This window comes from Bacillus sp. FSL H8-0516, from assembly GCF_038635285.1.
GTDB classification, from domain to species: domain Bacteria; phylum Bacillota; class Bacilli; order Bacillales; family Bacillaceae; genus Bacillus; species Bacillus safensis.
Genome location: NZ_CP152051.1, coordinates 1,047,797 through 1,066,087 on the forward strand (window position 1 = coordinate 1,047,797; position 18,291 = coordinate 1,066,087).

The following is an 18,291-nucleotide window of genomic DNA, read 5'->3' on the forward strand; positions in this document are numbered from 1 at the left end:
CAACTTACTGTTTTACATGTAGCTTCTCCGATTTTTGAGTCGCATAATCATTTTTTTCGCGAAAGCTTTTTCTGATGGGGCATGCTATGATGGAGCCACATGAGACAGGTTCTAAACGAAAAAATGCGTGACTAGAATAGAGAGAGGGATGGAAAGGAGGCTGACCTGTGCGAGTACGTAAATGGATGGCTCTTGCAACAGTAGCATACATATTGTACGGTCTTTTTATTTATTCGTATCTGTTTCTAATGGGAGATTCATCGGTACCTGAAAGTGTAAAAGGGACAAGTGCAGATCCGCATACCTTTATGACAAGTCATGAGCTTGTGATCAGCGAGAATTTCTCGAATATACGGAATCTGCTGTATTTCATCACCATCCCATTAGATTGGTATGTCTTTTTCCTTTTGCTCATTTCAGGGTATTCACGGAAAATAGCAGACTGGAGCTTGGCAGCAGCTCGTTTCAAGTTTTTAAGCAAACTTGTGTATGTGTTTGTGCTGTCACTTCTAACAATGATCATTTCATTGCCAATTAAGTGGATTGGCTATCAGCTTTCTTTGCACTACGGAGTATCTGCACAAAGTACGGCAAGCTGGTTGAAAGATCAAACACTGGATTTTTGGATTCAATATCCGCTTCTTTCCCTTTGTGCTATTGTGTTCTTTTGGCTGATTCAAAAGAGAAGAAAACGCTGGTGGCTGTATGCGTGGTGTTTGACAGTCCCAGTTACGCTGTTTCTCTTCTTTATACAACCGGTCGTCATTGATCCGTTATATAACAATTTTTATCCACTAAAGGATCAAGCTCTAGAGAAGAAAATATTAACGCTGGCAGACAAAGCGCATATTCCGGCAGATCATGTATATGAGGTCAATATGTCTGAGAAAACGAATACGATGAACGCTTATGTCACAGGAATTGGTGAAAATAAGCGTATTGTCTTATGGGATACAACACTGCAAAAGCTGAAAGACCAAGAAATTTTATTTATCATGGCGCATGAAATGGGACATTACGTCATGAAACATGTCTATATTGGATTAGCAGGATATTTAGTGCTGTCATTGGCCGGATTATTTGCGATCGACCGTCTTTATTTTTATCTTTATCAAAAAGGAGCAGCCACATTTCGTCTCAAGGTGTCACACGACATTGCTGCTCTTCCGCTTCTTTTAATCATCGTATCGATGCTGTCTTTTGCAGCTTCACCTTTTACAAATGCAGTGTCAAGGCATCAAGAACGGGCAGCCGACGAATATGCGGTGAACATGACAAAAGACGGGGAGGCAGGCGTAACGTCTTTTCAAAAGCTTGCAAAATCAGGGCTGTCCCAGGTAAATCCACCGTTTTTAGTGAAGATCTTCCGCTATGGACACCCAACCATGATGGAGAGAATCATGGATATGGAAAAAGCGGCGGAAAAAGAGAAAACGCCGAAAAAGCAGTAATAAATAAAATCCGGCTGGATCAGCCGGATTTTTTTATCACACTTGGTTAGTTAGAAGCAGCTTGAACGTTGATTAACCCTTTTCCATAATAGAATGAGTCACCAAGCGGTGTCGCTGTATTTTCTAAGCGCTGGCGAACCTGTGAATTTGTTAGGTTCGGGTTTTTAGAAAGAATAAGCGCTGCTGCTCCTGCTACATGAGGAGACGCCATAGATGTTCCAGTATAAGAAGTGTATCCACTGCTTGGCACTGTACTTAAAATAGAAGTACCAGGTGCAGAAACATCTAATTCAGGACCTGCGCTAGAAGATGAGTTTCTGACATTGTTACTGTTTACATTGGCAACAGCAATTGTAGACTCGTATTTGGCTGGATAGCCAACTGTACTTCTAGAGCCACTAGAGCCTGAATTACCTGCGGCGGCAACAACAACGACTCCGCGGTTGTTTGCTGTATCAACGGCATTTTTAAGTGCTGTTGAACCGCTTGCTCCGCCTAAACTCATATTGATGACATCCATGTTATTGGCCACAGCCCATTCAATACCGCTAATAATCCAGCTGTATTGTCCGTCGCCATTGCGGTCTAATACTTTCACAGCATATAGGGAAGCGCTTGGAGCGACCCCAAGAACACCAATTGTGTTATCAAGGGCAGCAATGGTTCCAGCTACGTGAGTTCCATGTGATTGAAAGTCTTGGGTGGCATTTGGCTCTGAAGGGACGAAGCTCGCACCGCCTGCAACATTTAAGTCAGGGTGTGCAGCGTGGATTCCAGTATCAAGGACAGCTACTTTGACATTAGCACCTTTATAACCTTGAGCGTGTACAGCTGGAGCTTTGATTTGAGGGATTCCATAAGGGACGGTTTGTGCATATGCTTCTGCTTTATGATCTTCTTCTACGTAAGCAATGCTAGGGTCATGTTCAAGTTTTTTGGCAGCTTGTTCGGACATTTTCACTTGTGCAGCATTAATGAGGCGGTATTGTTTTTCTAGTTTTCCACCATTTTGAATGACAGCTTGTTTCTTAGAGCTGTTTGTGGTGGCAGAGGCTTTAAAACCAACAATATAGCTTTTTTCACTATCTGTTTTGGAGACCGTCTCGGCATTTGCCATGGAGCCTCCAAACCCTGCTGAAAACAGAAGAGGGACAGCCAATAAAACACTTGTCATCACATTTTTCTTTTTCACGCACATTCCACATCCCTTTTTCTTATTTCAGAATAATCATCCGTAGTCTATAAGAATGATCCGTTTGATTATTCTGTATATTCAGTTTAAGGGAAGTAGGCAAATAAGAGTAGACCCGAATTTTTGTGAAAGTCCTAGCGAAAATTGGGGAATTAAGTCACTTGGAACTGGTGGTAAAATATGTTTATTCTATCATTTTAGCGATGATCTATTAAAAAGGGAGTGTGCTTTTTTTCTCATGATCCATTTCCGGTTAAATATTCGATACCCGAAAAGCCATAAAATAGGTAGAATCGTCTAGCATCTATTTCGAATTTCGATATAAAAAAATATTATTTTATCATTGTTTTTGCCATAAAAAAGAACCTGCTAAGATAACAGGCTCTTTAAGAAGGGGCGGATTGAGTTAAATGGCTGACCACGTTGTAATCACGGACCTTCCATTTACCATCTGACCATTCCACATAATTTAAGCAAGCATTAACAAGTCTCGTGTTCTGTAGACCCATATGTTCATCAGCCAAAGTGGTGAGTAAAGCATGGATAGCAGCGCCGTGAGCCACGATCAGGACATGTTGATCTGGATAGGTGGCTCTGACTTTCTCAATACCTTCTAGCATTCGGTTTTGAATCGTCTCAATTGGTTCCATATTTGGATATTGTTTATCTGGAAACAGCTTTTGACGCTCCTCAAACGACATGCCTTCAGCGTCACCATAATCTCGTTCTATAAAATCATCCATGATGACAAGTGGTGCATGGACATGATTTAAAATCAAGTGTGCCGTTTCTTTTGCCCTTGTTAGTGGACTGGAAATGACAACATCCCAATGGACATCCTTTAAGTAAAGTCCAGTTTGTTCAGCCTGCCATTTACCTGTGTCGTTTAAAGGGATATCTGTTCGTCCTTGAATTCGTTTCGCTGCATTCCAATCTGTTTCCCCGTGTCTGACTAGGCAAATTGTTGTCAATCAAATCCCGCCTTTTCTATCTTTTCTTCTATTATACTAAAGCAGAAGAAAAAAGGCTGTATTAGCGATTTGTCAGGCTTGTTAAGGATTCGACAGAACTTGCGACTTGAGACACCGTTTGTTTGACTTCCTTCAATTCGTTAAGGAAGGTCTGAAGGTCAATTTCAATTTTTCCGTTTTGGTTTTTGCTTAAGTTCATGCTGCTGACGATATCATCAAAGAGTGAATTGATTTGTGTCATTTTTTCTTTACTGTCTGTCACAAGTAAATTCACGTCCGCAATGTGCTGAGAAACAATGGCGATTTGTGAATTCGTATTGTTGACAAGTTCAGATACAGTTGAAACCGTTTTCTTGGTGTCCTCTGATAATTTGCGTACCTCGTTTGCAACGACAGCAAAGCCTTTTCCATGTTCACCTGCTCGTGCAGATTCGATTGAAGCATTTAAAGATAACAAGTTCGTCTGCTCTGCAATGCCTGTGACAATCCCAAAGATTTGTTCAATTTGTTTGGCGATTTCTTCAAGGCGCTTAATTTCTGTTTCAATCTTTGTCATGCTGCCATCAATTTGGTTCATTTGTGTTTGCTGAATTTCTAATTCTTTTTTACCGCCGATTGATTTTTCTTCGACCTGTGCTGAAATTTGTGTTCCAGCTTGTGACATATCCGCCATCTCATCCGATTTTGAGACAAGCTTGTCGACTGCACTTGTTGTGTTTGAGAAGAGCGAAGCAAGCGAATTTGAAGTCTCCGTGATTTTTGTATGAAGCTCCTGCTGCTGCTCTTCTGCTTCATCACGAATTTTAGAATATTCATTTTGGAATGTATCTAGGACAAGCTGCTGCTCTAAATTTAAAATTTTCGTCGTCGCTTTGACCGCTGTCTGATATTCTTTGAAATCTTGGATATGGTTAGCGAATAAATCCATAATGGATAGCAGAAGGTCTTGGAATGCTGCCATGTACCATTTAGGCTGGAGTCCAATCCGTAAATGAACTTGCGCTATTTTAATGCGTTTTGCCACATAGGCTTCGTCAATCACACCTGCAAACATTTCGCTAATATGAATGCGGAGTGTTTTTTTCAAACGATCGACAGAACTATTGTCTTGAATGATATGCATCAAGGAAGACTCGACTTCTAAATTTTTATAAAACTTATCAACAATATGCGCGATGTCATCCTGAACAATTGGATTGAGCTGCTTTAATATCAATAGGTCATGCTGCGTCAGGTCAATCATTTTGATTTGTTTGGCGATGTCTGTATTGGCCGAAAAGTTGATTCGTTTTATTCCATCATCCTGCTGTGTAAAAAAAGCAGTATTATTTGGTTTTTTCTCTTTTTTAAATAACAATGTTTTTGTCCCCCTATAATCATCACAAATATCAGACTTTATGTTTTTTATCGGATAATATTGGATTTTTTTAAGAGGGACGAGTGAAATTTCACTGTTCTTTATATGACCTTTTTAGTGGTTTTTTAGCAGGGCCTTCTACTACTTCTCCAGTAATGGAAAAACGTGAACCGTGACACGGGCAATCCCAAGTGCGGTCACTATTATTCCAAGCCACTTCACAGCCTAGGTGAGTACACGTTGTATCGACTAGAAAGACATTCCCATCCTCTGATTTATAGGCGCCGCACTTTTTATGTTCATACGAGATAATGCCGCCCTCGCCTGGTTTTAAATCATCGATTGTTTGATCAGTTCGTTTGAATTTACCACTGATCAGCTTGGCAGCGACATTGGCATTTTCTTTAACGAAATCTTTGACGAAAGAGTCAGTAACAGGTCTTGATGGCGTAAAGATTGATTCATATGGATTCGATTTTCCTTCAATTAAATCACCGATAAGAGTGGCTGCGACGTGGCTTGTGGTCATGCCCCATTTTCTAAAGCCGGTTGCTACAAAGATATTCTGGTGGTGTTTGGTCAGGCGGCCAATGTAAGGGATTTGATCCATTGTGACCATATCGTGTGTCGACCAGCGATACAGCACTTCTTCTATTCCAAGGGTGGCATCTCCAAACGTTTCTAGTCCTTCATAGTGAGCGGATTCATCTCCGCCTTGTCCTGTTTTATGGCCTTCTCCTCCGATGAGGACTACTTCTTCACCGTGCCATTCTGCCGTTCTTAAAGAGTGAGCAGGCTGGTCAATTCCTAAATACATTCCGTCTGGGAGTGATTTGGTTGTTCTAGCTGCTACGACATAGGATTGCTCTGGATGAATTCGGGTGAAATAAAGTCCTTTTCCATCATAAAAAGGAAAGTGTGAGCATGAAATGACATAGCGCCCTGTCAGATGATGTCCGCTTTTTGTGACGACAGCAGGCCGGTTCCCTTCTTTTACATCAACAGCGGTTGTTTGTTCAAAGATACGTACACCTCGCTCTAGGAGCTTGTCGATTAGCGCATTGAGATAATGAAGGGGATGAAACTGTGCCTGATTGGTCATCGCAAGGGCTGCTTTAATGTCAGCGTCAAAAGGAAGCTTTGTTTTCCATTCCCGGTCAATACCAAGCTGTTTGTAGGCATCTAATTCCTTCTTTAACTTTTTTACACCGCTTTCTTCCTTTGTATAAAGGTAAGCATCTTTTATCTCTAGCTGACAATCAATGTCGTGCTCTTTAATACGAGCTTGAATGAGGTCTTTTGCTTTCTCATTTGCTTCTACATACAAACGTGCTTTTGGCATCCCAATTTGTTGAATCAGCTCATAATAGTATACATCATGCTGTGAGGTGATTTTAGCCGTTGTGTGTCCGGTTGTGCCTTGCAGCAATTGTTCGGCATCGATGATGATCACATCTAGTCCTCGCTCTGTCATTTCAAACGCCGCAGCGATACCGGTAATACCGCCGCCGACAATAATCACATCTGCTGTGAGATCTTCACTGACAGCAGGAAAAGAATGTTTCTGACTGTCCGCCAGCCATAACGATTTTGCCTGTTCCATTCCTTTATGTTCTTGTTCCATGTTGTCGCCTCCATTGACTTATTGTGTATAATTTTTCCACAATGCTGAAAATCATACATCTGAAAGGAAACAGGGGCGCCATACATAAAAAAGCCGCCAGCACATAAAAATAAACAAGATAAAAGGAAGGAGTGGACTAACGTGTCAACAAAGCAGCCGAAGAAAACATTGCCGCCTCAGCACCAAAATGAACGTCCGGGTCTTGAATATAAAATGAATCCTAGACCTGTCTTTGATCGTGAGGTGCAGGATAAAAAGTTAGCAGGAAAAACAGCCATTGTGACAGGTGGAGACAGCGGGATTGGAAGAGCAGTTTCTGTTTTATTTGCGAAAGAAGGTGCCAATGTCGCCATTGTTTACTTAAGTGAACATCGTGACGCCGAGGAGACGAAGGACTATATTGAGAAAGCGGGAGGCCGTGTCATCTTAATTGCAGGTGATTTAGGGGATGAGGCTTTTTCAAATGAGGTCGTCAAAAAAACAAAAGATGCCTTCGGTTCCATTGATATTTTGGTGAATAACGCCGGGGAACAGCATCCGCAAAAAAGCATTGAGCAAATTACCTCGCATCAGCTTCTTCGGACGTTTCAAACGAATATTTTTGCCATGTTTTATTTAACAAAGGCTGTTCTTCCTCATTTAAAAAAAGGAAGCAGTATCATTAATACAGCCTCTGTCACCGCCTATAAAGGGCATGAAACATTGATCGATTATTCATCCACAAAAGGGGCGGTCGTAACCTTTACGAGATCATTATCTTTATCGCTCATTAAACAAGGGATTAGAGTGAATGGAGTAGCTCCCGGTCCTATTTGGACACCGCTGATTCCCTCAACCTTTACGGAAAAAGAAGTCTCTGAATTTGGCGGAGATGTCCCAATGGAACGTCCTGGTGAGCCAGTAGAGCTTGCGCCAAGTTATTTATTTTTAGCGAGCGAAGACTCATCTTATATGAATGGACAAATGCTGCATGTGAATGGCGGGACCATTTTAAATGGATAAACAAAAAACTTGCGGTAAAGAGACGAGTTGCTGTCTCTTTGCCGCAAGTAAAATCATCATGATTGATGTAAGCAGTGTTCTGCATATTGAGCTGACAGGTCATTGAATCGCTTTTCATCACGCTGATCCAGTGCCTTATCAATCTCTTCTCTTAGGAAGGTTAAGCGCTGTTTATAAAGCGCCTCATCTAAAACCATTTGAATATAGATGTCTAAAATGGTGACGCCGTTTTCTTCGGTTTTTTGGGTGTTGCGGGACTTCATGAGCTCAGCATACGTTTTTTTCTCTTTCATAAAGAATCCCCCCGATGCCTTTTTTATAGTATATGGATTGGCGGAGAAAAAATCAACAAGAATTTATAATTTTTAGACAATTTATTTTTGAGCAGAATCGACATCTCTTGTCCAATCGACAGGATGTGATATATCTTTAAAAATGGCTTTTCGATAGATCGAATGGACTAAAAAATATGATAAAAAGATGATTTTTAATAAATTTTGAAAAAATCCTGTCGTTTCTTATATGTTGGTGATAGATTAATAGTATCTTAAATAACCAAATATTAACACAGGAGGAAATGAAGTGTCAGGAATTAGTGAAACACCTTTAGATTCATACGTCATTAATCAAACAACAATGGCGGTCCTTCCAGTTGAAGAAGGAAAAAGAGTATATTCAAAAGTCATAGAAAGAGAGACAAGCTTTTACGTTGAATTAAAGCCCCTGCAAATTATTGAACGCAGCTGCAGATTCTTCGGCTCAAGCTATGCAGGCAGAAAGGCGGGAACATACGAAGTAACAGGAATATCTCATAAACCTCCAATTGTGATTGACTCATCCAATCATCTGTATTTCTTCCCAACTTATTCATCCAACCGTCCTCAGTGCGGCTGGATCTCCCACAAATACATTCATACCTTCCAAGAATCATCCCTCGGAGACACGGTGGTCACCTTTACAAATGAGCAAACCGTCAAACTTGATGTCTCATATAAATCATTTGAGAGTCAGGTGCACCGGACAGCATATCTCCGAACGAAATTTCAAGATCGTCTTGATGGTGGTCTTCCGAAGAAACAAGAATTTATGCTGTATCCAAAGGAACAGCAGCTCAATCTCGTATACGATTTTATATTAAGGGAGCTTCGTAACAGATATTAGTCAAAAGCCAGCGGCAGAGCAGCCGCTGGATCTCTTATCAAGCAGGAATGCAATGTAAAAAGACGCCGCTACATCATAAAGATGAATTCATTGAAACCAAATACGTATGTCTCGTCGTCTATTGGTTGTATTGGGAAATGACAGGGAAATGTGGATCCTTTGACGTATTTTCATCCATTTACTCATAAATCACAGAAGTGACACGAGCTTGTCTGTTACAATAAAAGAAATCTTATGTGGTAAAGGATGCTTATATTTGACCGATATGAACGAATGGGATGAAGAAATGGAGGCTCTGTATGAAAAAACAATCACATTTGGTGCTGCTATTTATCCTAACTTTGACATTACTAGCAGCCTGTCAGCAAGCAGGTCAGCCGCCTTCAAAGCAAGACACAAAAGAAGCTGCTTATGAACAATGGGTGCAGTCTTATATGGATGAGTTAAATAAAGCATATGAAAATATGACCGATCAGTTTATCTCAGATGGACATGGAAAGATCCAAACAAATAAAAAATTGACAGAAGCGACGAAAGCATTTGATCGTGTGATTCAAAAAGGGCTGGATCATCAAGAAGTTCCAGCCGCTTATCAAAAGGCCGATCAACAATTAAAGACAGGTCTTGCTTCCTTTGAAAAAGGGATCAGTAAGGTGGAAAAGCTCTTGAAGCACCCCGATCAAGAGAAGCTGTTTATTTCCGCTACCCATCATTTTCAGGATGGCTTGCAGCAAACAGCCGCATTTATTGAAGAAGTAGGTCAGATTCAGCAATCATCTTAAAAAGCTTGGAAGTAAACCTTCCAGGCTTTTTTAAATGTGAAGTATTTTCTTTAAACGGCGGACGCCCTCTTGAATCATGTTTTCGTCCGTACAGGCGAATCCTAGCAGTAATCCCTTTCGATTGCTTTCAAAACAATAAGGACTTAACGGATAAATGCCAACACCAGCTGCTTTTGCTGCCTCAATGCTTTCTTTTTCATCAAAGTCTTGCGCTCCTTCTAAAAAGACATGAAGGCCCGTATCGGTTCCATAGATACGGAAGTGTTTGTCAAAGTGATGTGTCAAAAGGGCTTCCATCATGGCTGCCTGTCTTTTTTTATACAGCTGTCTCATTCGCCTGACATACCGCGTGAATTCCCCTTCTTTGAAAAAAGAAGCGAGTGTGATTTGTTCCATAATGGGCAGCTGCCTTTGAATGAGTGATTGCAGTGCGGCAATTTCTTTCATGACTGCTCTGGAGCCGACAATGGCAGCTAAGCGGATGCCAGGTGCCAGCACCTTTGAGAAGCTTAAGATGTAAATGACATGCTCGGGAGCTTCTGAAAATAGGGAAGGGAGCGGCCCGCCATGGTAACGATAATCTCCATCAAAATCGTCCTCTAATATATAAGACTGATGGCTGACAGCAAACTTCAGCAGCTGCTGCCTTCTGTTTACACTCATACATACTCCAGTTGGACGCTGATGGGAGGGCGTCACAGCAATCAGTTTTGTTCGCCGGGGCAATGTATTCACCACCATTCCTTCTTCATCAACTGGTGAGGGATGAATGTTCATTTCGCGATGCATAAACGACAGCCTTGCCCCAGGGAAACCTGGATCTTCAACAGCCACTGTATCACCTTTTTTTAGCAATACCTGTGAAATCAAATCAATGGCTTGCTGCGTGCCACCTGTTAGCACCATTTGATCTTCCTCTACATCAATCCCGCGTTCAACAGATAAATATTGTCGTATTTCTGAACGCACCTCCCATAATCCATGCGAAGAGGAATAGCCCCAATCCTTCATATCTAATCGCTGTAATGCTTTCATGAGCGAGCGCTTCCATATGTTTTGAAAGTGTGCATCGATGGCTGGCTCCTGATGACGAAAATCAATATCAAGCTTCTCATGAAATTGATTGGCTGACAGCCAATGATCCATTTGTTTTTCGGCCTCTTCAAAGTGAGGTCTTGTCGGAGGTGAGAAAGGCGGTTCACTTTGATGGGGAGGGGAAGCTGTATATTGATCGCTTGAAATGACCTTTGTACCACCTCTTCTAGATGTGCTCACGTAACCCCTTGCCAGCAGCTCATCATAGGCAAGTTGTACGGTTGATCTTGATACATTCAGCTCCTGTGCTAACACTCTTGTCGGTGTTAACTGATCGTCAGGATGCAGTTTTTGTGTATGAATTTTTTGAATGATCTCAGTCACGATTTGCTGCCAGAGCGGAGTAGCGCTTGAACGGTCTAAATGAATATACATCGTGCACCTTCTCTCGTTTTCACATCATAAGTTGATGATGACACGGAATTATGGACTGGTCAATAGTGTCATTTTTGGATGTAGGAAGTAAGCCAAATGGTGTGTACACTGTTCTCATATGCAATGACATAGAGGAGAGAGTCAAATGATTTCAGCATCCAAAGAAGAAACGGCACACCTATCCATCATCCCGTTTATTTTCGTTTTACTTGGTCTTTTTATGATTACGATTGCTGTGAATCTGCAAGTGCCCCTTTATACGGCGTATGCAGAACAAGCAGGGTACGGAAAGGCGGCAACAGCACTTGTATTTGCCGCGTATGTCTTCGGACTTATTCCAGTTTTGCTTTTTCTTGGCGGCATTTCTGACCGAGCTGGACGCAAACCGATTTTATTGGTTGCGCTTGGCTTTTCGTTATGTGCCACCTTGTTGATGATTGTACACCCTTCCATACAGGTGCTCTTTGCTGCCCGGCTCTTGCAAGGTGTCGGACTTGGTCTTAGTGTTGGAACATGCACCGCATATTTGATTGCTTTATATCCAGAGAAGTCAGGCTGGATTCCAACTTTTATTGCACTATGCAGTTCGGTTGGATTTGGGGGCGGTGCTCTTTTTACAGCACTTCTTTCTTTTCAGCGTGTGTCGCTCACGCCGCTTAGCTATTGGATTGTGCTGGCCTTTTTAATCTTAACCATGATGGGTGTCTTCTTTTTTGTGCCGCCTGTCCAAGGAGATACAGGCAAACCGATGATGAACATGCCAAGATTTCCAAAAGGAACAATGCCGGCGAATGCAGCCATTGCTATCGCATGGTCGGTGTGCGGCCTTGTCATTTCGATCTTGCCAGCACAGCTTAAACTAAATGGTTATGAATTGTGGGTAGGGCCAGCGCTCTTTTTAATTAATATGGCAGGTGTCCTGATGCAGCCCTTTGTGCGTAAGATGAATAGCAGCACAGCGCTCCTTTTGGGGTTTATCTGTCTTCCATGCGGATATGGCCTCTTACTATACGGTGCAAACAGCGGATCTATTTTCCTTGTGCTTGCCGGAACGATGCTGGCGGGTACTGCCTGCTATGGATTTACTTATTTAGGTGGCCTTCAGCTCATTGTTGAGCGAGGGAAAAAGGAGGCGGCTAGAGCCGTTGCAGGATATTACTTGTTTGCCTATTTAGGGCTTGGTATTCCGAGTGTCTTTGTTGGCCTCTTCGCTGATATGTATGGTACTCAGATCGTGTTAACCCTCTTTTTCTTGATCGTTTTGGCTGCCTGCCTCATTCTCTTGATCTCAGGTATCAGGCAGAAACAAAAGTAAGATGTCCAACTTTCTCTTTCTCCTCCAATTCGTTTAAAATATAGAGAGGAGAGGGGAAGATGAACATGAAAAAAGTGCAGCTTGACGGTGCAGCGTGCAGGTCGCAAGAAGAGCTTCATGACCAGCTAAAAACAGTTTTACACCTTCCTGACTATTACGGAAAAAATCTTGATGCCCTTTGGGACTGTTTGACAGGAGAGGTGGCTCTTCCAGTAGAACTGACATGGGTGAATTTTCAAACGAGCAAAGACGCTCTTGGTGATTATGCTGAGAACTTGCGTCAGTTATTTCAAGAAGCAGAAGAAGAACTGAATGGACAATTTCAATTTGATATTCAATCATGATGAAAAAAGCAGCCGCTGCCGCAGGCTGTTTTTTGAATTTCCGGTTCTTGAATGTTTCATTAGATTGTAAATAGGTGAGCCCTCTGCTGTTTAAATAATTTTTTATTGTGGATTCATAAAAATATGTTGCATGCAGGAAACTTTCATCAAAATATGTTATAGTGGAACCTACATTGATAGACTAAGATAGAGTGAGGGTTCGGAAAGGATGAAGGAAAAAAGATCAAAAAGAAGACTAAGGCCTTGGGTAAAAGCCGTGCTGTTTATCATGACATTTGTCATGGTGATGGCAGTTTCCGTGACTGGATACGCATACTATAAAATTTCAAAAGCGTCGAATAAGGCGCAAGTATCATTAGAAAGAGGAGACACCTCGCAAAAGCGTGTGAAAGCTTTTGATCCAGGAAAGGACAGCTTTTCGGTGCTGCTGCTTGGAATTGACAGCCGTCCAGGTGAAACGGTAGACGAAGCAAGAAGTGATGCGGTCTTACTGGCGGCGGTGAATCGAACAGACAAAACCATTAAGCTTCTCAGTATTCCTCGTGATGCTTATGTGGATATACCGGGGAGAGGATATGATAAAATTGCTCACGCCCATGCGTTTGGGAGTGCAGATTTGTCAGTCAAAACGGTCGAAAACCTATTGAACATTCCTGTAGACTATGTGATTTCCGGGAACTTTAAGGCGTTTCAAGACATTGTGGATGAGTTAAATGGAATTGACGTAACGATTAAAGATGAAGGCATCGCAAAACAAATGGAAAAGGATTCAAAAGGGAAAGTTCATGTGCAAACAGGAACACATACGTTAAATGGTGAAGAAGCTTTAGCCTTTGTGAGAACGAGAAAGGCTGATAGTGACCTCATGCGCGGAAAACGCCAAATGGAGGCACTTCAAGCCATCTTCGAAAAATCTAAATCGATTTCTTCGATCCCGTCATATGACAACATCATTGATACGCTTGGTGATAATGTCTCAACCAATCTTTCCATGAAGCAGTTCATCGGTCTTTTTCCATTACTGAGCTCATTGAAATCAGTGGATACGATTCAGCTAAAGGGCCATGATTATCAGCCTGGGAATGTGTATTACTTTGAGTTAGATGGACCAGGATTAGAAGAAGTTAGAACAGAGCTGAGAAAACAGCTTGAATTATCATAAATAAGAAGGAGCCTGCCGCCACGGCAGGCTTTTTTCTTTGCATGGGTACCACGCCGCATTTTAGCAAGAAGTTAATTTGCTTGATGCAGAAAATATCCAGTCAGCAGTTCCTCTACCCGGTGACGTATACGCGGATTAAAGTATTTATGCTTTTCTTCATAGCCATTTATGATAAATAGATACGTTGTAAATCCTTCATCGTGTTCAATTTTCTGTACTTTCATATTTTCTTTACGTAAATGCTGCTTCAGTTCGTAAAGTGCTTTCTGTGCTTCCTTTAACACGGAGGTCACAAGCTGAATGTATGGTTCATTTAATTTAAATGTTTGATGTTGTTTTAAGTGTGTCAGATCACGATTGAGGATGGAGATGACCATTGGGAGAAAGATGGCCTGTTCCATCATCTGAAGCTGTATTCTTGATAGTCTCGTCATGTCCAAGCCTGCTTTCTTTAAAAATAGAACAAATGTTCTTATTTATTATATCGAATGAGTCAAATAATCTCAAGGGGGCGAGTGGGATTCATTTGTATATTTTTATGTTTTCCATGTAAAATGAAATGTAGACAAACCTTGAAGGAGTCAAACAAGTTGACATCATTTCTTTCTCTATTTACTCATGAAAATATCACATCATTTTTTGAAAGCTACAAGGCCTTTGGACCAATTGTCGCTATATTGCTTCCTCTGATTGAAGCATTTCTTCCGTTTTTACCACTCGTGGCGTTTGCGGTGGCAAATGCGAATGCATTCGGCCTTTGGGAAGGCTTTTTATTAACCTGGATCGGTGCAAGTGCAGGTTCTATTCTTGTCTTTTTACTGATCAGAAAATTTGGACAGATGAGAATGCTGAACTTTATCAGCAGACACCCTTCCATTAAGAAATTAATGCTTTGGGTAGAGAAACGGGGATTTGGTCCGTTATTTATTTTACTCTGCTTTCCTTTTACACCTTCCGCGGCTGTCAATGTTGTCGCAGGCTTATCAAGAATTAGCATGTGGCAATTTTCATTAGCTGCTTTAGCTGGTAAGTGTGTCATGCTCTTTATCATTAGTTTTATCGGTTATGATCTTTCTGCTTTAGTAAAGAATCCGTTAAGAAGTGTTTTTGCGGTTCTAGTTATCGTTTTATTATGGTATGTTGGAAAGAGAGTAGAAAATAGGTTGAACATTCGAATGAGCAAGCGTGAGGACAAAGGAGGCTCTTAATGAAAAAGAAGCCATTGCTATGGTTGATGATTATTACATGCATCGTCTTATTGTTCCAGGTAAAGAATTTCATGTTTGTGAAGTATAAAGTAGAAGGGGTTAGTATGGACCCCACATTTACAGATGGAACAGAATTATTAATCAACAAGTTCTCGCCAAAACTCACGAAAATTAGCCGGTTTGATTATGTGTTATTTCACGGCCCTAAAAATCAAATTTTGATCAAAAGGGTCATTGGGCTCCCAGGAGAATCGATCAAGTATGTAGATGATCAGTTATTTGTCAATGGGGAAAAATGGAAAGAACCCTATTTAAAAGAGCAGAAAAAACATAAAATGGGGAATGTCCTGACAGGAGATTTTCAGCTGAAAGCCATCACAGGACAAGATAAAATCAAAAAAAACCATTACTTCGTAATCGGAGATAACCGAATACATAGCTTCGACAGCCGGCATTTTGGAACGATTTCAAAGGAGCAAGTAGTTGGTGTCAAAAGAAATCAGGATGAATAAAAGAAGAGACGCTCTGCACATGCAAAGCGTCTCTTTTTTTATTTTGCGGCTTTATATTCAGGATGTCTTTTTGCCCAGACATGATGTAAGAATCGAAAAAACGGTGGCAACATCGCAATGACAAGAATGATTCTAACGACTTGTACAGCTACTACAAAGGTTGAGTCCTCATGGAGTGTGACTGCTGTTGTTGCCATTTCTGCAATACCGCCAGGCGAAAAGGCAAGAATGGCTGTAATGACAGAAATGCCTGTGACCTCTGCAATGGCAATTGAACTGAGAACCGTTGCAGCAATCAATCCAGCTGAGCTGACGACGGCTACAATTAACGTGTTTTTTAGCCCGACAAACATCTGTTTATTCATTTTTGAACCGATGGTTGCACCGAGAAATACCTGTGATGCGATATTCGCTTGTGCTGGCCAATAAGGAATCAAATCATGACCTATGAGCGCACCTGCACCTACTTGAAGAGCTGCAACTCCTAACATGCTGCCAATCAGCCAAGGGGCAGGGAAATGAAGCCGAACCGCGAGGCGTGACATAAGCCAGGCACCTAAAATAAGTGCAGCAGTCCACGAGATATTTGACAGGGTGAAAACGCCGGATGAAAAGGCGCTCCCTTGCACGGTTGCAGCTGCATCCGCTGGATTTTTTGTATTTAAATAGAACACCGTAAATGGGATGGTAAGTACCACCATTAATACACGTGTTGTTTGTACGAGACTGACAACGGCTGTATTTGCTCCAACCTCTTGGGCAATCCCTGGCATAGCAGATAAACCGCCTGGGGCTGTTCCGACAAAGCTGGTCAGCATATCTGTTTTACTCAGCTTCCATAAGGCAAAGCCAGAGAGCATCGCCAGTAGAATAGAAAAAACGAGCATGAAACTCACAGGGAGCCAATGTTCAGCAAAAATATGAAGAACTTTCATGTTCATTTTCTGTCCGAGTTCGATTCCGAGAATGAATTGACCAAGGAGTAGCCATCTGCTGTGAATACGCAAGGTGTTGTTTCCTTTACGCTGAAACAGGGTGGGACGTCGCATGGCAATAAATGCAGCTGTGATTAATGTACCGACCATCCAGCCAATAGACATTCCTGTTAAAGACAAAAGAAATCCACCTAAACCGCTTATCGCGATCAAAATGAGATCGGTTCGAAGGCTGTTTCCTTGTTTCATCACATGTAAACCTTCTTCCTATAAATTTGTTCAGTAAGTGAAATGTTGTTATCTCTACTATAATACAAAAGTCTTTATAAATAAAATACGAATTTTTTTACCTTTTTCATAAGATTATCTTATCAAGAGCAAGATAGCCTCTTGATAAAAGTGAAGATATAATTTTTACCAAAAACAAAAACAATATACAACGATTTTCCCCTATTTTAGTTATCAGTTGACTATCATTTTCAATTACACTACAATCCTTAGTGTGAGGTGATTACATGAAAATTCCTTCTTTTAAATATAATGAAAAGGGATTGAATCGTTTTTTCGGTCCTTTAGAGGGAAGAATTATGGAAATCCTTTATCAAGGTGAGGATATGCCGATTAAAGAAGTGCAGCAGAAGCTGTCAGATGAAAAGCCGATTAATTTCAACACAGTGATGACTGTGCTGAACCGCTTAACCGAAAAGGGAATTGTCGAGAAGAAAACAAAAGGGCGTTCATCTATTTATAATCCCATTTTAACAAAAGAAGAATTTCTAAATGAGCAGACAAAATGGATTACGCAAGGGCTGATGGACGATTTTGGTCCACTGGCAGTGAATCATATGGTGGATGCAATTGAAAGTGCTGACCCTGAATTACTCAAAGTGCTTGAAGCAAGGCTGGCATCCAAAAAAGAGGAGCAGCAAAATGAATAAAATGAAATCGAGCCTGCTATTTTTAAGCGGTATATTGATTGGTTTAACGATTTTTTATCAGATGGGGTATTACGTGCTTTCAAGCTTTTTTGGCTGGAATCAAGCATATAATCTCATTCATGTATGCCAGTCTGTTCTCGAATTCTATGGATTCACTCCTTTGAAATATTTTCTAGATGCTTTAGTCCTCTATACACTGGGATTTGCAATTTTTTATATGACGAAGCAAATCAAAACGTACATTCAATTCAAGCAAAATCTGATGCTTGCAGTCGATTACCAGTCTACCGAATCTTTATCTGAAAAATATGCAAACGACATCATTGTGTTTCATTGTCATGAACCGCTTGCTTTTGCCATGGGGATGCTTCATCCAAAGGTCTACTTATCAACATCTCTCATGGACATGCTGGATGAAGAGGAAATTGATGCTGTTGTTCATCATGAATTGCACCACAAATACAGCTACGATCCTTTAAAGGCTTTCACATTCTCAATGCTTACAAAAGTGATTTGGTACATTCCAGTGTTAAAGCATATGAGACAAAGCTATTCCGTTTTTCGTGAAGTGATCGCAGATGACTACGCGATTCGGCAGACAGGCACTGAGCTTGGAGTAGGGCAAGCCCTTTTGAAACTGATTAAAAAGAGAACGCAGTTTCAAAAACAAACGAAGTTTGCGGTATCCTTTGGAGATCGGGCATTGAATTTAAGAATACAGAAGATCTTAAACCCAACATACAATATTCCTTTCAATGTACCCATCATTCCCATTGTCACATCAACGATTCTCATGGTGGCCTTAATCATTATGCTTAATCTAAATTACTAATTTTTTTTACTTATTAACATTACATTATGTAGTGT

19 protein-coding genes are annotated in these 18,291 nt (G+C 41.1%); 11 read left to right on the forward strand and 8 right to left on the reverse strand.

All coding sequences use genetic code 11. The features are described 5' to 3' along the window. Positions 1–167: 167 nt before the first annotated feature. Positions 168–1,451 (forward strand): M48 family metallopeptidase, encoded by a 1,284-nt coding sequence (locus tag MHB67_RS05045; RefSeq protein WP_073204584.1) that lies wholly within the window; start codon positions 168–170, stop codon positions 1,449–1,451. Between the two features lie 46 nt (positions 1,452–1,497). Here MHB67_RS05045 and MHB67_RS05050 read toward each other — a convergent pair whose 3' ends face one another. From MHB67_RS05050 to MHB67_RS05065, 4 genes are all read right to left on the reverse strand, one after another. After that, positions 1,498–2,643 carry a S8 family peptidase gene (locus tag MHB67_RS05050; RefSeq protein ID WP_044335827.1) on the reverse strand — a complete coding sequence of 382 codons (1,146 nt, stop codon included), beginning with the start codon at positions 2,641–2,643 and terminating at the stop codon, positions 1,498–1,500. Positions 2,644–3,029: 386 nt separating this feature from the next. Next, positions 3,030–3,614, reverse strand: coding sequence for a histidine phosphatase family protein (locus MHB67_RS05055; RefSeq protein WP_122631153.1), 585 nt, complete (start codon positions 3,612–3,614; stop codon positions 3,030–3,032). Between the two features lie 61 nt (positions 3,615–3,675). Then, positions 3,676–4,971: a globin-coupled sensor protein gene (locus tag MHB67_RS05060; protein ID WP_213404848.1), complete on the reverse strand. Its 1,296-nt coding sequence runs from the start codon at positions 4,969–4,971 to the stop codon at positions 3,676–3,678. 91 nt (positions 4,972–5,062) lie between these two features. Next, the gene (locus MHB67_RS05065) at positions 5,063–6,595 is read right to left on the reverse strand and encodes an FAD-dependent oxidoreductase (protein ID WP_342492833.1); all 1,533 of its coding nucleotides are present in this window, start codon (positions 6,593–6,595) and stop codon (positions 5,063–5,065) included. 141 nt (positions 6,596–6,736) lie between these two features. Here MHB67_RS05065 and MHB67_RS05070 point away from each other — a divergent pair, with 141 nt between their 5' ends. Then, the gene (locus MHB67_RS05070; protein WP_024425480.1) at positions 6,737–7,597 is read left to right on the forward strand and encodes an SDR family oxidoreductase; all 861 of its coding nucleotides are present in this window, start codon (positions 6,737–6,739) and stop codon (positions 7,595–7,597) included. 56 nt (positions 7,598–7,653) lie between these two features. Here the strand turns inward: MHB67_RS05070 and MHB67_RS05075 are convergent, their stop codons facing one another. Further along, positions 7,654–7,890, reverse strand: coding sequence for an IDEAL domain-containing protein (locus MHB67_RS05075; RefSeq protein ID WP_008348804.1), 237 nt, complete (start codon positions 7,888–7,890; stop codon positions 7,654–7,656). A 289-nt stretch (positions 7,891–8,179) separates the two neighbouring features. On the opposite strand from MHB67_RS05075, the gene MHB67_RS05080 reads away from it, so the two are divergent. Both MHB67_RS05080 and MHB67_RS05085 read left to right on the forward strand, forming a co-directional pair. Further along, entirely contained in the window at positions 8,180–8,758 is a 579-nt protein-coding gene (locus tag MHB67_RS05080) for a competence protein ComK (RefSeq protein ID WP_024425481.1), read from the forward strand. A 299-nt stretch (positions 8,759–9,057) separates the two neighbouring features. Continuing rightward, positions 9,058–9,540: a hypothetical protein gene (locus MHB67_RS05085; protein WP_024425482.1), complete on the forward strand. Its 483-nt coding sequence runs from the start codon at positions 9,058–9,060 to the stop codon at positions 9,538–9,540. A gap of 30 nt (positions 9,541–9,570) precedes the next feature. On the opposite strand, the gene MHB67_RS05090 is transcribed toward MHB67_RS05085, so the two are convergent. After that, the gene (locus MHB67_RS05090) at positions 9,571–11,010 is read right to left on the reverse strand and encodes a PLP-dependent aminotransferase family protein (protein ID WP_073204600.1); all 1,440 of its coding nucleotides are present in this window, start codon (positions 11,008–11,010) and stop codon (positions 9,571–9,573) included. 145 nt (positions 11,011–11,155) lie between these two features. Here MHB67_RS05090 and MHB67_RS05095 point away from each other — a divergent pair, with 145 nt between their 5' ends. The 3 genes from MHB67_RS05095 to MHB67_RS05105 all read left to right on the forward strand — a co-directional run bounded on the left by MHB67_RS05095 (position 11,156) and on the right by MHB67_RS05105 (position 13,831). Further along, positions 11,156–12,325 carry an MFS transporter gene (locus tag MHB67_RS05095; RefSeq protein ID WP_024425484.1) on the forward strand — a complete coding sequence of 390 codons (1,170 nt, stop codon included), beginning with the start codon at positions 11,156–11,158 and terminating at the stop codon, positions 12,323–12,325. Between the two features lie 65 nt (positions 12,326–12,390). Continuing rightward, positions 12,391–12,669: a barstar family protein gene (locus tag MHB67_RS05100; RefSeq protein ID WP_024425485.1), complete on the forward strand. Its 279-nt coding sequence runs from the start codon at positions 12,391–12,393 to the stop codon at positions 12,667–12,669. Positions 12,670–12,877: 208 nt separating this feature from the next. Then, positions 12,878–13,831 carry an LCP family protein gene (locus MHB67_RS05105; RefSeq protein ID WP_044335803.1) on the forward strand — a complete coding sequence of 318 codons (954 nt, stop codon included), beginning with the start codon at positions 12,878–12,880 and terminating at the stop codon, positions 13,829–13,831. A gap of 71 nt (positions 13,832–13,902) precedes the next feature. On the opposite strand, the gene MHB67_RS05110 is transcribed toward MHB67_RS05105, so the two are convergent. Then, complete coding sequence (locus tag MHB67_RS05110; RefSeq protein ID WP_044335801.1) at positions 13,903–14,265, reverse strand: hypothetical protein; 363 nt, start codon at positions 14,263–14,265, stop codon at positions 13,903–13,905. A 156-nt stretch (positions 14,266–14,421) separates the two neighbouring features. Here MHB67_RS05110 and MHB67_RS05115 point away from each other — a divergent pair, with 156 nt between their 5' ends. Both MHB67_RS05115 and lepB read left to right on the forward strand, forming a co-directional pair. Further along, entirely contained in the window at positions 14,422–15,039 is a 618-nt protein-coding gene (locus MHB67_RS05115; RefSeq protein WP_024425492.1) for a TVP38/TMEM64 family protein, read from the forward strand. Beyond that, the gene (gene lepB / locus MHB67_RS05120; RefSeq protein WP_044335799.1) at positions 15,039–15,551 is read left to right on the forward strand and encodes a signal peptidase I; all 513 of its coding nucleotides are present in this window, start codon (positions 15,039–15,041) and stop codon (positions 15,549–15,551) included. Before MHB67_RS05115 ends, lepB begins: the two co-directional genes overlap by 1 nt. A 38-nt stretch (positions 15,552–15,589) precedes the next feature. Here lepB and MHB67_RS05125 read toward each other — a convergent pair whose 3' ends face one another. After that, a complete protein-coding gene (locus MHB67_RS05125; RefSeq protein WP_151039543.1) occupies positions 15,590–16,735 on the reverse strand; it encodes an AbrB family transcriptional regulator in 1,146 nt (381 codons plus the stop codon). Positions 16,736–17,001: 266 nt separating this feature from the next. Between MHB67_RS05125 and MHB67_RS05130 the strand changes: the two genes are divergently transcribed. Together MHB67_RS05130 and MHB67_RS05135 are read left to right on the forward strand one after the other, a co-directional pair. Then, positions 17,002–17,424, forward strand: coding sequence for a BlaI/MecI/CopY family transcriptional regulator (locus MHB67_RS05130; RefSeq protein ID WP_024425495.1), 423 nt, complete (start codon positions 17,002–17,004; stop codon positions 17,422–17,424). Beyond that, positions 17,417–18,256 (forward strand): M56 family metallopeptidase, encoded by an 840-nt coding sequence (locus MHB67_RS05135; protein ID WP_024425496.1) that lies wholly within the window; start codon positions 17,417–17,419, stop codon positions 18,254–18,256. The genes MHB67_RS05130 and MHB67_RS05135 overlap by 8 nt, the downstream gene beginning before the upstream one ends. The last annotated feature ends 35 nt before the right edge of the window (positions 18,257–18,291 follow it).